Origin of the sequence: Streptomyces sp. NPDC048696, assembly GCF_043198895.1 — a bacterium.
Lineage (GTDB): Bacteria > Actinomycetota > Actinomycetes > Streptomycetales > Streptomycetaceae > Streptomyces.
On sequence record NZ_JBICVJ010000003.1, the window covers coordinates 246,384 to 261,594 of the forward strand.

Genomic DNA, 15,211 nt, shown 5'->3' on the forward strand with positions numbered 1-15,211 from the left:
CCGGGCCCGTTCTTTGGGAGAACCCGGGCCCGGCCTTGTCCAGGCAACAGCCGTCGCACAAGACAAGGGGATTTTACCCATGGTCTTACCACCGAGGCCCCCCGACCGACCCTTCCCCAACCCCCCGTGGCCCATCGGCCTCCTCACAGCCGCGTTCGGGGCCTGCCCCACCACTCCGACCCCATATGCCCCGTGGGCATGGGGAATCACGATCATCGTCATCGTGGTCCTGGCCCGCAGGCCCAGGCTTCTCGGCGACGAAGGCTGACGCTGGGCCGAAGGGCCTGTGGGCGATTGGGGGCCGTCGGCGTTCCGGCTGGCGGCCCCTACCACCGCGACGAACATCAGCAGGCTCTTTCGGCGGATTGCCTCTGCAAGGAGACCCCACGCATGTTCCATACGCCCATGACCGGATCCGACGACGGCGGCCAGTTGCCCTTCGCCAGACTCTCTCCACCTGCCCGTTCGGCCTGGGCCAAACATGATCGCAAGACGGGCGAGTGGCTTCCGCTGTGGCGGCACATGGCTGACAGCGGGGCCGTGGCGGCGGCGCTGTGGCATGGATGGTTGCCCTGCTCCGTACGGCAGTTGGTGAGCAGTGCGCTGCCCGGGGGCGAGGACGATGCGCGTCGGCTCGTACGATTTCTCGCCGCTTCGCATGACATCGGCAAGTGCAGCCCCGCCTTCGCCTGCCAAGTCGAGCAACTGGCCGACTCCATGCGGGATCACGGATTGGACATGCCTGGTAAGGGACAGTTCGGACAGGACCGGCGGATGGCGCCACACGGCCTCGCGGGGCAGTTGCTGATCCAGGACCGGCTGGTCGAGCGATTCGGGTTCAACGCCCGTACGGCCGGGCAATTCGCGGTCGTCGCGGGTGGTCACCATGGCACGCCCCCCGAATCCCAGCAGATCCACGACCTCCGGCTCCGGCCGCATCTGCTGGGCCACTCGGGTCCGAGTGAATCGGCGTGGCGGCAGGCTCAGCGCGAACTTCTGGATGGCTGTGCAGAGTTGGCCGGTGTCGGAGAGCGGCTTCCGCAGTGGCGGGGGGTTCGGCTGCCGCAGCCCGTTCAGGTGCTCCTGACAGCTATCGTGATTCTGTCCGACTGGATCGCGAGCGCGCCGGAGATGTTTCCGTACGACCCGGAGACCTGGCAGCCTGCCGGGCCGACAGGCGAACACCGTCGTCTTCAGGCCGCTTGGCTCGGGCTGGACCTTCCCGCACCCTGGGCACCCGATGAACCAGCCGCGTCTGCGGGCGAGTTGTTCAGCAGCCGGTTTCCCCTCCTGGCAAGTGCTGCGATACGTCCGGTCCAGTCCGAGGCCGTACGGATGGCTCGTGAGATGCCCGAGCCCGGGCTGCTCGTGATCGAGGCCCCCATGGGGGAGGGCAAGACCGAGGCCGCACTCGCAGCCGCCGAGGTCCTCGCCGCACGCTCGGGTGCCGGCGGGCTGCTGTTGGCGTTGCCGACCCGCGCCACCAGCGATGCGATGTTCCGCCGGCTGCTGTCCTGGCTGGACAGCCTTCCCGAGGACGGCTCGCCAGGGCACTCCGTCGCCCTGGCGCATGCCAAGGCAGCCCTGGTCGAGTCATGGGCGGGCATGCTGAAGGCGGGCACCCGCTCGCTCGCCGCGGTGGACCTCGACGGTTCCGAGCAGGGGAGCCACGACGGGAACGGCATGTACGGCGGCCACGATGGCCAGGCAGGCCACAGCGTGCGCACCATCCCCGTACGCGCCGCCGAGCTCCACGCCCACCAGTGGCTGCGCGGGCGTAAGAAGCAGCTCCTCGCCTCCTTCGCGGTCGGGACCATCGACCAGATCCTGTTCGCGGGGCTCAAGAGCCGGCATCTGGCGCTGCGCCACCTCGCCGTCGCGGGCAAGGTCGTGGTCATCGACGAAGTACACGCGTACGACGCGTATATGAGCCGCTACCTCGACCGCGTACTGGAGTGGCTGGTGGCGTACCGCGTTCCCGTCGTCCTCCTCTCCGCGACCCTGCCGGCGGCGCGGCGGCGCGCACTGGCCGAGGCCTACGCGGTCGGCTCGGGAGCGGCGGTGGAAGCGGGGAGCGACGCGTATCCCTTGATCACAGCCGTCTCCCCAGGGCACCCCGTGCTGACCGCTCGGCCCGCCGCGGCATCCGGGCGCGGCACGGAAGTGCTGCTCGAACGCATGGACGACGATCTCACCGTGCTGGCCGACCGCATCGAGGAGGAACTGGCGGACGGAGGCTGCGCACTTGTGGTGCGCAACACCGTGAACCGGGTACTGGAGGCAGCCGACGCGTTACGGGCCCGCTTCGACGACGAGATGGTGACGGTCACGCACTCTCGGTTCCTGGCGGCCGACCGGGCGGAGAACGACGCGGATCTCGCCGCGCGGTTCGGGCCGGACGGCGCGCGCAGGCCCGAGCGCCACGTGGTCGTCGCCAGCCAGGTGGTCGAGCAGTCGCTCGATATCGACTTCGATCTCCTCGTCACCGATCTCGCGCCGCTGGACCTCGTACTCCAGCGAGTGGGCCGGCTGCACCGGCACTCCCGTCCGCGACCGGCCCGGCTGGCCCGGGCGCGCTGTCTGGTGACCGGCGTGGACTGGCGAAGCACACCGCCCGAACCGGTGGCGGGATCGACGGCCGTGTACGGCGGCGACTACACCTTGCTGCGCGCTCTCGCCGTCCTCGACCCCCATCTGAACGGTGCACCTGTCGAACTGCCCGGCCACATCAGCCCCTTGGTGCAACGCGCCTACGACGAGGAACCCTGCGGCCCGGACACCTGGCAGGACGCATTCGCCGAAGCGCACAAAAAGCACCGGGCCACGCTCGCGGAGAAGCGGCACAAGGCGGAGGGCTTCCTGCTCGGTCCCGTGCGGAGGCCGGGGCGGCCGGTGTACGGCTGGCTGGAGGCCTCCGTCGGGGACGCGGACGACAGCGTCACCGGTCGCGCCCAGGTCCGGGACAGCGAGGAGACGCTGGAAGTGCTCGTCGTGCAGCGGCGGGCGGACGGTCGGCTGACGACGGTGCCATGGCTCGACGGGGCGGGCGGCAAGCCCGAGGCCGAGCGCCGGGGCGGGCTGGAGCTGCCCGAGGACTTCGCCCCGACCCGCCGCGCGGCAGAGGCCGTTGCCGCGAGCGCGCTCACCCTCCCCGGCCGGTTCAGCAGGCTGTGGACGATCGACCGCACCATCGCCGAGCTGGAGCGTTTCAGGGTTCAGTCCTGGCAGGTCAAGGAATGCCCCTGGCTGGCAGGCGAATTGCTGCTCGTCCTCGACGAGCATTGTCAGACCCGCCTGTCAGGCTTCGATCTCAGGTACAGCCGCGCCGACGGACTGCGGCTGGTGTCCCCCGACATGCCCGGTGACAGCGATGGCGACAGCACCGATGGCGAGGCAAAGAGAGAGAAAGGGGAGGGGCCTGGTGAAGAGAGTGATGTATCGCCGCACGCCGACGCGGGGCCGCCCAGGGTCACGGGCGCGGTTACGAACACGGTCACGGAGCGGTTCGTCACCGCTGTGGCCCCGTCAGCCCGAGGCGGCGCCATGACCGGCACCGGCGCCCCGGAGGAGGACACGGCCCCCGCCCCCCTCACGTACGACCTCGTCCGTATGCCGTGGCTGCCCGTTCAGACGCTCGACGGGACGGTCGAAGACGTATCGCTGCTCGATCTGTTCGCGCGAGCCGGATCGCTTCGACGGCTGGTCGGTGACGTGCCCACCCAGGAACCGGCCCTGCTGCGGCTGCTCCTCGCCATCCTCTACGACGCGCTCGACGGTCCCGCCGAGATCGAGGACTGGGAGGAGCTGTGGGAGTCGGACGACCCCTTCGCCCAGGTCCCCGGCTATCTGGAGCAGCACCGTGACCGCTTCGACCTGTTCCACCCCGAGCGGCCCTTCTATCAGGTGACGCGGCTGCGTACGGCGAAGGACGAAGTGGCGCCGCTCAGCCGGATAGTTGCGGACGTTCCCAATGGCGAGCAGCTGTTCGCCATGCGGCGGCCGGGCGTGGACCGCCTGTCGTACGGGGAGGCCGCGCGCTGGCTGGTGCACACCCACGCGTATGACACCTCCGGCATCAAGTCCGCGCTGATCGGCGACAAAGAGCGCGCCAAGGCGGGCAAGGTCTATCCCCTGGGCGTGGGGTCGCTCGGGAACCTCGGAGTGCTCTTCGCGGAAGGGTCCACCCTGCGCGAGACGCTGCTGCTGAACCTCATCGCGCTCGAAGAGGCACGGCCGGGCGCGAACGCCGGCGGCGCCGAAGGCCGGGACATGCCGGTGTGGCGACAGTCCGACCCGCTCGGCGCCCGTCCCCGCGAGGAGAAGAGCGGCGGCCCGTACCCTCTCGGCCTGCGCGACCTCTACACCTGGCAGTCCCGGCGGGTCCGGCTGCACGCGGAGGGCGGTGCGGTGACGGGAGTGGTGCTCGGATACGGCGATCCGCTCATCTCGACGATCCCGGGGGCGCTGGAGCCCATGTCGGCCTGGCAGCGCAGCGAGGCACAGGAGAAGAAGCAGGGGCGAAAGCCGGTGTACACCCCGCAGCGGCACAACCCGGACCGGCAGGCGTGGCGCGGACTCGCAGCCCTGCTGCCCGCCCGGGGACAGCCGGGTGAGGCGGGCAGGCCAGGGGATCCCCCGCAGCGGCTGCGCTCGACCATCGCCACGTGGTTCTCCAAGGTGATCACGGAAAGCGACATCGACGTGGGGAGCCTGATCCGGCTGCGGCTGGTCGGCGCGATGTACGGCACCCAGCAGTCCGTGGTGGACGAGATCGTGGACGACTCGGTGGTGCTCCCGGTGGTCGCGCTCCACGAAGAGAATCCGGTGTACGGAGGGGCGGCGCAGGACGCCGCCGGCGACGCCGAGTCGGCGGTGGCCGCGCTCGGTCAGCTCGCGGGGAATCTGGCCCGCGCGACCGGGACCGATCCGGGTTCGCATGTCACGACCGCACGCGATCTCGGCTTCGGCACCCTGGACGGCCCGTACCGGGCCTGGCTCAGGGCGCTGGCGTCCCATCCCGATCCGGTGGTCGCACGACAGGAGTGGCAGGAGGTGGTGCGCCGTCATGTCCGGCGGCTCGGCCGGCAACTCGTGGTCTCCGCCTCGCCGACGGCCCATGAGGGACGCATGGCGGATGTGCCGGGCCTCGGCGTCCGGCTGGTGGACGCCGGGCGGGCCGAACTGTGGTTCCTCGGCAGGCTGAACCAGGTCCTCGGGAAGCCGGGCGCGCCGTCCGGCTCCCCCGACCCGGGGGAGGGAAACGGAGGTTCGAGGGCCTCTGTCCCGCAGGACCCCACCCCATCTTCCGGCTCCGACAAGCCTTTGAGGAGGGCGGGATGACGACCAACCCGCAGACCACGGGAGCCCGTGCGGCCGAGGACACCGGCAGGGAAGCCCAGCGCCTGCCCCGGTCGGTCCGCGTCACGCTCCACACGATCGCCCGCCTGCAAGGGGGGTACCGCAAGGACGTTCCCGCCGCGGTCGCCGCGGTCGCCCGGCTGCGCCGCGAGGCCGGGCGGAGCGCGCACTCCTCTCCGGGCGCCTGGGGACTCGACCATCTCCGAGTCCTGGCGGAGCTCCGTGAGGAGGACCAGCAGGCGGAGCTGGTTCGCCAGGAAGGCCGGGGCGCCCCCGCCCAGTACTTCTCGTCCCGCTCGCGCGTGGCACAAGAGCGGTACGAGGCGTACGAGGACCAGGCGGTCCACCTGGCGGTCACCCTCTGGGCCCTGCACCAGCAGTCGCTCCGCGAAGACGCCATGCATGTGAAGGGCTGGCCTCTCGGGCGATCCGTGCGGCGGTTGGCCCTGGGAAAGCCGGGTCCCGGCGAATCCGCAGGGGGCGGAGCCCAGCAGGCGGAAGAGATGAGCGAGACCATCCGCAAGCGGTTCGTGCGGATCGGCGCCGCCGATGACATCGAAGTCCTCGCCGCACGCCTGCGCGAGATGGTGATCCTCCTCCGAGGCGCCCGGATCCCCCTGGACTACGGCCTTCTCGCCCAGCAGATCGAGAACTGGCAGTACGAGGCGCGGCGGGACGGCGTCCGCGGCAACTGGGGGCGGAGTCTGCACGCCTCGTATGCCGGTCCGCTTCGCACGGACGACGGCGATCCGGACCGGACCGCGCCCGTCGACGACCACGCGGGCCCCGACGACGACATGGGTGACTGAGGCCGGCAGCTGATGCCCGCCTCTCCCCCAGCGCAGAGCGACGAGACCACACGATCGGAAGACCTCTGATGCCCCGAACCATTCTCGACATCCACATTCTCCAGACCGTTCCGCCGAGCAATATGAACCGGGATGACACCGGCACCCCCAAGTCGGCCTACTTCGGCGGCGTACGCAGGGCCAGGGTGTCCAGTCAGGCCTGGAAGCGTGCCACGCGCACCGCCTTCGGCGACCTGCTCTCCCCCGAAGAACTCGGTGTCCGCACGAAGAAGGTGGCCGAGGCCCTGGCCGAGCGGATCACGGCCCGGGACCGCGCGCTCGAACCGGTGGCGATCGAGCTCGCCGCCGAGACCCTGCGCGTCGCCACCGGATCCAAGATCGAGGTGCCGAAGCGGAAGGAGACGAAGGCCGAGGAGAAGGGCGAGACGGCCGCGCCCGAGTCCTTGTATCTGATGTTCCTGAGCAGCAGGCAGCTGGATGCCCTCGCCGAGCTGGCGGTCGAAGGCGCCGTCGGCGGCGAGCTGAAGGCTCTCCAGCAACACCTCAAGGAGAACAAGACCAGGGCCCGGAAGGCAGTCGACACCCGGCATTCGGTCGACATCGCGCTGTTCGGCCGTATGGTCGCGGACTCCGCCGACCTGAACGTGGATGCCGCGACACAGGTGGCACACGCCATCAGTGTGCATAAATCAGACATCGAGTCTGATTATTACACAGCTGTGGATGATAGGAGTATGGACGACGAATCGGGCGCCGGGATGATCGGCACCATCGATTTCAACTCGGCGACCCTCTACCGCTACGCCGCCGTCGACGTCGACGAACTGCAGCGGAACCTGGGGCTGGGGCTGCGCCCGGACGAACGGCCGAGCACCCCGGTGGAACGGGCCGTCGGCGCCTTCTTGGAGGCGTTCATCACCTCGCTTCCCACTGGGAAGATCAACACCTTCGGCAACCACACGCTGCCGTCCGCCGTGATCGTCAAGATCCGCGACCGCTGGCCGGTCAGCTTCGTCGGCGCGTTCGAAGAGCCCGTGCCCAAGACCGAGACGGGCGGCTTCCTCAGAGAGGGCTGCGAGCGTCTCGCCGAGTTCGTACCGGAGTTGGAGAAGCAGTACGGACTGGAAGGCAAGGGCCGGAGCTGGGTCCTGCGGGTCGGCGAGGAGACAAAGGCGCTGGCACCACTGGGGACCGAGGCGTCCCTGGACACGCTGCTCCGAGAGGTCCCGGACGCGGTGGCGCAACGTCTCGGGGCAGACGCATGACAGTGTTGCTGCTGCGGCTCGCAGGGCCGATGCAGTCCTGGGGCTCCGCCGCGCGCTTCGCCCGTCGCAGCACCGAGACAGCACCCACGAAGAGCGGTGTTCTCGGCCTGCTGGCGGCGGCCCAGGGGCGCCCCAGGGATGCCGACCTCTCCGATCTGGCGGCGCTGCGGTTCGGGGTGCGCATCGACCAACCCGGCTCACGGATACGGGACTTCCACAAAGCGCAGCACGGTGATTCGGGGAAGGTCATGCCTCTGTCGCAGCGGTACTACCTCGCGGACGCGGTGTTCGTCACCGGGGTCGAGGGCGACCGCGAGCTGATCCACAGCCTGCACCGTGCCTTGCAGGCACCGCACTTCCTGCCGTATCTCGGGCGCCGCTCCTGCCCGCCGTCGCGTCCCCTCCTCATGGGGGACCCGCTGGACGAGACCTCTCTGGAGCAGGCACTGCGCACGGCCGAATGGCAGGCATCCAGGTGGTACATCAGGCAGACGGCCCGAGCGGCGTCGAGCGGCGCCGCCGGTGCCGCCGCGCCCGGGCCGGAGACGCTGGACCTGCTGCTGGACTGTCCACCACACGAGACGCCGCATCTGTCGTGGCGGGACGGGCCGGTCAGCTTCGACCCCCGGCACCGGCGGTACACCCTCCGGGGCATCTGCACGGACGCGACCGAAGCTCCATCGCCCGGCGGGCCGGACGGGGCCGCTCCGACTCCGCACGGTGCGTCGGCCGCTGGACGGCCCGACCATGACCCGACGGCGGGTCTCTCCGTCGCCGCCCCTGTCGGCGACTGTGCCGGCGACTCGGTCGTCGACGAGGCCACGCGCACCGCGACCATCTCCACAGACCGCTTCCCGAGGACCCCCTGATGTACCTCACCCGTTTTCGCGTCAACACCGCCCGCACCGGAGCCCGTCGCCTCTTCGGCTCGCCGCACTATGTGCACGGCGCCGTGAACATGGCGTTCCCCGAACTGCCCGCCAGGGACAGCGAGGGCCCCCGCGTTCTGTGGCGCGTCGACCACCACACCGGGACGGGCCGCACGGACCTGTTCATCGTCAGCCCGGAGCGGCCCGACCTGACCCATCTCGTCGAGCAGGCGGGCTGGCCGACCCTGGCGGAACCGGGCTGGACGACGTTCTCGTACGGGGAGTTCCTGGCGGCCCTCGCAGTGGGCGACACCTGGAACTTCCGCCTCACCGCCAACCCCGTCCACACCATCCGCAAGCCGGGCGACGCTCCGGGCTCCCGCACGAAGCGCGCCGCGCATGTGACACGACGGCATCAGCTCGCATGGCTGCTGGAACGGCAGGAGCGCGGCGGATTCGAGGTGGTGGAGAAGCCCGCCGACCGTCGCCTGCTCGCCTCGGGCGACGAGCACGAGGTGATCGTCTACGATCGTACGCCGGTGCAGTTCGGCAAGCAGAGCGCGGGCGCGCTCAGCGCTGCGCGCGTTGGCGGTACCGGCGGCGGGGGCGGCCCTTCGCGGAGAAGGCTCGACGTCACCTTCACCCAGGTCACGTACGACGGTCGCCTGCGGATCACCGACCTGGCCGCCTTCCGTCGCACACTCACCCACGGGCTGGGCAAGGCGAAGGCGTACGGCTGCGGGCTGATGACCATCGCTCCGGCGCGGTGAACCGGTGGCGACCGTCGGCAAGCGAGGTGTGTCGTCCCCGCGAGAGCTCAACCGCGTCGGGGACCGGCTCTCTTTCGTCTATCTCGAACGGTGCACCGTGCACCGCGACGACAACGCCATTACGGCGACGGACGCCGATGGCATCACCCATATCCCCTCGGCCACCATCGGCGCGTTGCTGTTGGGCCCCGGCACGCGGGTGACCCACCAGGCGATGTCGGTGCTCGGTGAGTGCGGCGCGGCGGCGGTGTGGGTGGGCGAACACGGCGTGCGGTTCTACGCGGGCGGGCGCGCGCTGACGCGATCGTCCGGCTTGGTCGAGGCGCAGGCCGCGGCCTGGGCCGACCGCCGCGCGCGCCTCGAAGTGGCCCGCGCCATGTACCGTCTCCGCTTCCCCGGCGAGGACACCGCGGGCCGCACCCGCCAGCAGCTGCTGAGCATGGAGGGCCACCGGCTGAAGGAGTGCTACCGCAGGGAGTCCGCACGCACGGGTGTGCCCTGGAAGCGCCGGGAGTACCACCGGGACGACTTCTCCGCTGGTGACGCGCCGAATCAGGGCGTCACGGCGGCGGCACAGTGCATGTACGGGGTCGCGCATGCCGTCGTCGCCGCACTCGGCTGCTCGCCCGGCCTCGGGTTCGTCCACTCCGGCCACGAACGGTCCTTCGTGCTGGACGTGGCCGACCTCTACAAAACAGAAGTCGCCATCCCGGCGGCCTTCGACGCGGCTGCCGAAGGTGTGGAGGACGTGGCGTCCCGTACGCGCAGGGCACTGCGGGACCGCATCAACAGGACCGGCCTGCTCGACCGTTGCGTACGCGACATCAAGGCACTGCTCGGCTGCACCGGAACCGGCGAGGGACTCGACCACGACCGTATGACGCTCCAGTCGGACGAAGACGTACACGTCAGCGGTGGCCGCAACTACGGAGACGAGCCGATCTGGTGACCGTCATCGTTCTCACCAACTGCCCGGCGGGCCTGCGGGGTTTCCTCACCCGATGGCTGCTGGAGATCTCGCCTGGTGTCTTCCTGGGCTCGCCATCAACACGCGTACGGGAGGTGCTGTGGGCCGAGGTACGCCAGTACTCGGCCCAGGGCCGAGCCCTGCTCGCCTATCAGACGGACACGGAGCAGGGCTTCACCTTCGAAACCCACGACCACGCCTGGCACCCCACGGACCACGAAGGCCTGACCCTGATTCACCGCCCAACCACCCCACCCACCCCCAACCCTCCACGCCAAGGCTGGAGCAAGGCCGCGAAGCGGAGGCGGTTCGGCAGCGGCTAGCCGTGGTCGGGGGATGTTGTGCCGGGGTGCGTCTCGGTAAGTAAAAAGGAGAATGCGGCAGAATAAAACGCCAGGTCAGCTGTGGTCCCCGCGCGTGCGGGGACGCCCCCCGTCGAAGCGATTCGTCGCGCGGTCGGCCAGGAGGGGGCCGTCTCCTCCTGGGTGAGGGCTTCTAACCGTGGGGGCGTAGGGCGTCAGGGCGCCCCGGCCAGCCCTGCCCGCGCAGTACCTCCGGCACGTCCGGGGCCCGGTAGTGCGGGCCCTTCAGGACCTTGCCGTCGGCGCGGAGCACGGGGCGGCCGTCGGGGCCCAGTTTGGTCATGTTGGCCCGGTGGATCTCCGCGATGACCTCGTCGAGGTCGATGCCGTGGACCAGTGCGGTGCCGTACGCCACGTAGACGACGTCCGCGAGTTCATGGGCCAGGTGCGGCAGCGGGCCCTCGACCGAGACCTCGGCCGCTTCGGCGGCCTCCTCGACCAGCAGGTCGCGGCGGTGGGCGGCCAGGTCGGCCGGGATCTCGGTGGGCGTGCTGCGGGCGTCGAGGCCGAAGGTGGCGTGGAATTCCCTGACCAGCCTCGCCGGGGAGGACGGCTGCGCGGCGGGCTTCGGGTCGGGCTTCGGTTCGTGTGTCGCGGGCTCTCTCATTGCCGCGATTTTACGTCCCGCCGTCGGCCACCGGGGCCGCGCTCCTACGTCAGCAGGATCACGCGCCGGACCAGGTCCGGTCGGCGGAAGGCCACCGCCTCCGCCACCTCGAACCCCACTGCGGACGTGAGGAGTTCGACGCGCCCCTCGTCCATGTCGTCCAGTACCGCGATCAGTTGGTCCGCGAGGCTCACCGACAACCCCGCCGCCACGGACAGATGGGGCGTGATCAACGTGCGGTGCGACACGTACGCGGCTGCGGGCGTACCGGCCAAGTCAGCGGAATCCGGGGGCTGTTCGGCCCCCGTCACCAGCACGAGCGCCGGGCCCGCCCCCGCACATTCGTAGGGGATCTGCGCATCTGCAACGACCACAACCGGCATGGCGGCTCCTCCCGTTGGCACGGGCCCACACTGCCGGAGCGCGGAGCCGTGCGGGAGAACCCCGGCGAGCCCGGGATCGTCGATCCCAGGGTCCGTCGTCCTACGTACGCACACGCGATCGGCAACCCACCTGTCCGCCGGGGCTGACTCGGTGTCATAATGCAGGAGTAGCCCTTCGTGCATCCCCCGTCGCGAAGGGCTACGCCCATGTCCGGGCCAGGCCCGGACCTGGTCCGGGCCGCGTCCGGGCGCGGCAGAGCAGCACCGTGGACCCGATTTCGGGCAGGGCGTAGCTTTCACACGGGCAAGGGACTCCCCTCGTGGCCCCCTGCCCGTGTTTTTTCGAGTTAACAGTGGCGTAGAGTGTTTGTGCAAGCCCAGTTCTGACCAGACAGGGTGGGGACCCGATGGACGACGGAGACGAGCTCGCCGCGGAGCGCACGCCCGACACGCCCGAGCTGACGACCTTGCAGCAGAAGGTCGAGTACATGGTGGAGAAGACCTTCCCCGGGGAGAAGATCTCCGGGCGGACCTTCGCCGACCTGGTGAAAGAGCGCGGCGGCTCCCTCTCGCACAGCTACTTCTCCAACATCCTGGCGGGCAAGGTCACCCACCCCTCCGAGGACATCCTCAAGGCGCTCGGGCTCGGGTTCGGTGTTGACTGGCGGTTCTTCAAGGAGGAGTCCGAGGTCGTCGACGACGTGGTGGCGGGGCTGCAGTTCCTCGCCAAGCGGCGTACGGGCGAGATCAGCGGCATCGCGGGGCGCGGCCTCGACGACGACGGCCTCTCCGCCGAACTGCTGCAGTTCGCGCTCTCCCTGCTGGAGGAGACGAAGGACGGCCGGGACGGCAAGGGCGGCACGCCGGACCCCGACGGCTCGGCGCGCGCGTAACGCCACCCGCACGCGGGCGAAAAAGCCGGGCCCGCCCGAGTCGCCGTGTTCAGAGTCGTTCGTTAAGATGCGCCGATCGATCGCGCGTACGCGACATACGCATGCGCAGACGCGTACGCGTACGTAGGCATTCGCGACCGTTCGCTTGTCCATACGCACGCGTGACTACGCCCAGAGGGACCCCGAGGCTTCCATGTCCATGCGCGAGCTGCGGAAAGAGTGCGAGGCCGGGCTTGCCGACCTTCCCATTCCCGCCCCGTTCAGCATCGCGGCCCTCGTGGCGAACATGGAGGAGGCGCGTGGCCGCACCATCGTGCTGCGGGAGCTGCCCGACCGGCTGGCGCGCGTCAACGCCGCCTGCGGGCTGCGGCTGAAGTCCGGAAACACCAGTTTCGTCCTCTACCGTCGGCGCCCCACCGACTACCAGACCCAGCACGTCATCCTGCACGAGCTCTGCCACGAGTGGTTCGACCACGGCACCACGCTCGACGCGGACCAGTTGAAGGCCCTGCTGCCCGTCTTCGACACCTCGCTGATCCAGCGGGTCGTCAGCTCGGGCGCCACCGTTCAGGCCCGGGCCCAGTACGACACCCACGACGAGCGCGTCGCCGAGTTCGGGGCATCCCTCATCCCCCGGATGGCCATGGACGTGACCAGCGACGACATGGTGGGCCGGCTCGCCAACTCGCTCTCCCGGCCGGTCGCCCACCGCCGCCGCGGCCTGTTCCGCCGTTCCGAATAAGCAACTCACTCCCCCCATTCCTGCCCCGAGGAATCCCCCCAATGACTCCGCTCGACCTCGCCGGCTACCTCATAGCCGCTCTCATGACCGCCGTCGCCCTGTGGCGGATGCCCGCCGCCCTGTGGGGTGACGAGGACGACAAGCGCCGACGTGCCCTGTGGGGCTGTTACGCCGGGTTCGCCGTGGCCCTGTGGACCAAGACCAAGTTCGTACGGATCACGCTGAACGACAGTGAGGTCACCGACCTCGCCGTGCTCATCAAGCACTACACCGCCACCATCGCGATCCTGGCGATCCTCAGCTACATCGTCGCGATCTACGGGCACTTCCCGGACGAGGGCGCGATTCCCCGGCACGTACGGTTCGCGCGGACGGTGCAGCGGGTGGCCACGAAGGCGTCCGTGGCGACGCTGATCCTCCTCACCGTGCTGTTCTTCACGGTCGTGGACCGGTCCGTGCCGTCCGACCGGTTCGTGTCGGACCACGCGGGGCAGTGGGGCGCGACGCTCTACATGAGCGTGTTCTACCTGTACTTGGGCGCGTCCTCGGCGGTCTGCGCGTACCAGTGGGCGCTGGCGACGGCGAACGCGCGGGGGCGCCATCTGCGGGCCGGGCTCGCCATGATGACGTTCGCGATGTTCATCGGTGTCGCGTACACCGGGAGCCGCACGCTGTTCCTGTGGGTCAGCGTCGTCGACCAGCCGAGCAAGTCCTTCGCGCTGCGCTTCGACGAGATCACCGAGGCGTCGCAGATCGTGCTGTTCGCGTTCTTCGCGCTGGGTGCGTCGATCCCCGCGTTCAGCAAGGGGTGGCGTCGGGTGCGACTGTGGCGGGCGTCGGCGCGGCTGCACCCGCTCTGGTACGAGCTGATGACGGCGTTCCCGGACCAGCCGTTCGAGCCGCCGGCCTCGCTCGTGCGCGAGCTGACGCGCTTCGACACCCCGGCCGACCTGCGGATCGACCGGTGGGCCGCGGACATCGCGGACGCGGTGGAGAAGCTGCGGCATTACGTGCCGGACGAGTTGCTCGGCGCCGCGAAGTGGGCGGCCGAGGAGGCCGTCCCCGCGTCCGGCGAGGAGGCCGGGCCGCTGGCGGAGGCGCACTGGATCAAGGCGGCGCTGGCGGCGAAGGCGGACGGCGCGTCGGCCGGGCGGGCCGCGGCGGTCGAGCCGCAGCACGCCACCGACCAGGACGGTGAGGTGGCGTGGCTGGTGCGGGTGGCGGCGGCGTACCGGGTGATCCCGGCGGAGGCGACGCGGCAGGTGCTTGAGCGGGCGCGGCCCGCGACGGTCGAGGGGGCGTCGGCGTGAGCGCTGTCGCGGCTCGTACGACCGGGCTCGACGATCCGTCCCGGCACCCCGTGGCGCTGGCCGTCACGAACGTCCTGCAGCCCCGCAACTGCCTCCTCGTCGGCATGCTCGGCATCGGGCTCGCGGCGGCGGGCGACTGGACGGGGCTGCTGTGGGGGTTCCTGGGAGCCTTGTGCGCGGGGCTGATTCCGGCCGGGTACATCGAGTGGGAGCGGGGGCGGGGGACGTGGGGTGACCGGCATGTGGTCGACCGTACGAAGCGCGCGCCGATCTTCTTCGTGATCCTCGGCTCGATCGGCACCGGTTCGCTCGTCATGGTCCTCGGGGACGCACCCGTCGGCATCCTCGCGGCGATGCTCGCGCTGTGGGTGATGACGATCGGGCTGCTGGTGGTGAACACGGTCTGGAAGATCTCGGTGGACTCGGCGGTGGCGTCGGCGGTGGTGGCGCTGCTGGGTGCGGTGCACTCGGGGTGGTGGCTGTCCTTGTACGCCCTCACGGTGGCGGTGTGCTGGTCGCGGGTGCGCCTGCGTTACCACACGGTGGGGCAGGTTGTGGCGGGGGCGGCGCTGGGGGCGACGACGGCGACGGCGTTCTTGCTGCTCTGACCCCCACCCCGCCCCTCCCCTAAACCCTCCGGGGGTGGGTGGGGGTTGAGGGGGGTTCTCCCGGGGGCTACGCCCCCGGACCCCTGAGCGGGGGCTGCGCCCCCTGCACCCCGCTGCGGGTGGGTGGGTATGCGGGGCTGCGCCCCTGCACCCCGCTTCGTTCGTCTGCGGACCGTGCTGGGTTGCTCGCGCAGTTCCCCGCGCCCCTTAGATGGGCCCTTCGGGCCCTCCTTTAGGGGCGCGGGGAACTGCGCGACCAGCCCCCACC

13 protein-coding genes are annotated in these 15,211 nt (G+C 70.3%); 11 read left to right on the forward strand and 2 right to left on the reverse strand.

Going from position 1 to position 15,211, the window contains the following annotated elements; all coding sequences use genetic code 11:
• The first annotated feature begins 390 nt into the window (after positions 1–390).
• The 7 genes from casA (at position 391) to cas2e (ending at position 10,361) form a co-directional block, all read left to right on the forward strand.
• Complete coding sequence (casA, locus tag ACGFRG_RS07320; protein ID WP_393262181.1) at positions 391–5,340, forward strand: type I-E CRISPR-associated protein Cse1/CasA; 4,950 nt, start codon at positions 391–393, stop codon at positions 5,338–5,340.
• Entirely contained in the window at positions 5,337–6,167 is an 831-nt protein-coding gene (casB, locus tag ACGFRG_RS07325; protein WP_393262184.1) for a type I-E CRISPR-associated protein Cse2/CasB, read from the forward strand. Before casA ends, casB begins: the two co-directional genes overlap by 4 nt.
• A gap of 68 nt (positions 6,168–6,235) precedes the next feature.
• A complete protein-coding gene (cas7e, locus tag ACGFRG_RS07330; RefSeq protein WP_393262187.1) occupies positions 6,236–7,432 on the forward strand; it encodes a type I-E CRISPR-associated protein Cas7/Cse4/CasC in 1,197 nt (398 codons plus the stop codon).
• Positions 7,429–8,301, forward strand: a complete 873-nt coding sequence (gene cas5e, locus ACGFRG_RS07335) for a type I-E CRISPR-associated protein Cas5/CasD (protein WP_393262190.1) — start codon at positions 7,429–7,431, stop codon at positions 8,299–8,301. The genes cas7e and cas5e overlap by 4 nt, the downstream gene beginning before the upstream one ends.
• Complete coding sequence (locus ACGFRG_RS07340; RefSeq protein WP_393262193.1) at positions 8,301–9,071, forward strand: type I-E CRISPR-associated protein Cas6/Cse3/CasE; 771 nt, start codon at positions 8,301–8,303, stop codon at positions 9,069–9,071. Before cas5e ends, ACGFRG_RS07340 begins: the two co-directional genes overlap by 1 nt.
• A 4-nt stretch (positions 9,072–9,075) precedes the next feature.
• Positions 9,076–10,020, forward strand: coding sequence for a type I-E CRISPR-associated endonuclease Cas1e (cas1e, locus tag ACGFRG_RS07345; RefSeq protein ID WP_393262196.1), 945 nt, complete (start codon positions 9,076–9,078; stop codon positions 10,018–10,020).
• Positions 10,017–10,361, forward strand: a complete 345-nt coding sequence (cas2e, locus tag ACGFRG_RS07350; RefSeq protein ID WP_393262199.1) for a type I-E CRISPR-associated endoribonuclease Cas2e — start codon at positions 10,017–10,019, stop codon at positions 10,359–10,361. The genes cas1e and cas2e overlap by 4 nt, the downstream gene beginning before the upstream one ends.
• A 172-nt stretch (positions 10,362–10,533) precedes the next feature.
• Here cas2e and ACGFRG_RS07355 read toward each other — a convergent pair whose 3' ends face one another.
• Both ACGFRG_RS07355 and ACGFRG_RS07360 read right to left on the reverse strand, forming a co-directional pair.
• On the reverse strand, positions 10,534–11,007 hold the full coding sequence (locus ACGFRG_RS07355; protein WP_393262202.1) for a MazG nucleotide pyrophosphohydrolase domain-containing protein: 474 nt from the start codon (positions 11,005–11,007) through the stop codon (positions 10,534–10,536).
• A 44-nt stretch (positions 11,008–11,051) separates the two neighbouring features.
• Positions 11,052–11,390, reverse strand: coding sequence for a hypothetical protein (locus ACGFRG_RS07360; protein ID WP_361432153.1), 339 nt, complete (start codon positions 11,388–11,390; stop codon positions 11,052–11,054).
• Between the two features lie 407 nt (positions 11,391–11,797).
• Between ACGFRG_RS07360 and ACGFRG_RS07365 the strand changes: the two genes are divergently transcribed.
• The 4 genes from ACGFRG_RS07365 (at position 11,798) to ACGFRG_RS07380 (ending at position 14,943) form a co-directional block, all read left to right on the forward strand.
• A complete protein-coding gene (locus ACGFRG_RS07365) occupies positions 11,798–12,283 on the forward strand; it encodes a hypothetical protein (RefSeq protein ID WP_361432156.1) in 486 nt (161 codons plus the stop codon).
• A gap of 193 nt (positions 12,284–12,476) precedes the next feature.
• Complete coding sequence (locus tag ACGFRG_RS07370) at positions 12,477–13,025, forward strand: toxin (RefSeq protein WP_361432159.1); 549 nt, start codon at positions 12,477–12,479, stop codon at positions 13,023–13,025.
• A gap of 41 nt (positions 13,026–13,066) precedes the next feature.
• Entirely contained in the window at positions 13,067–14,335 is a 1,269-nt protein-coding gene (locus ACGFRG_RS07375; protein ID WP_393262207.1) for an MAB_1171c family putative transporter, read from the forward strand.
• 104 nt (positions 14,336–14,439) lie between these two features.
• Positions 14,440–14,943 carry a hypothetical protein gene (locus ACGFRG_RS07380; RefSeq protein WP_393262709.1) on the forward strand — a complete coding sequence of 168 codons (504 nt, stop codon included), beginning with the start codon at positions 14,440–14,442 and terminating at the stop codon, positions 14,941–14,943.
• Positions 14,944–15,211 lie beyond the last annotated feature (268 nt).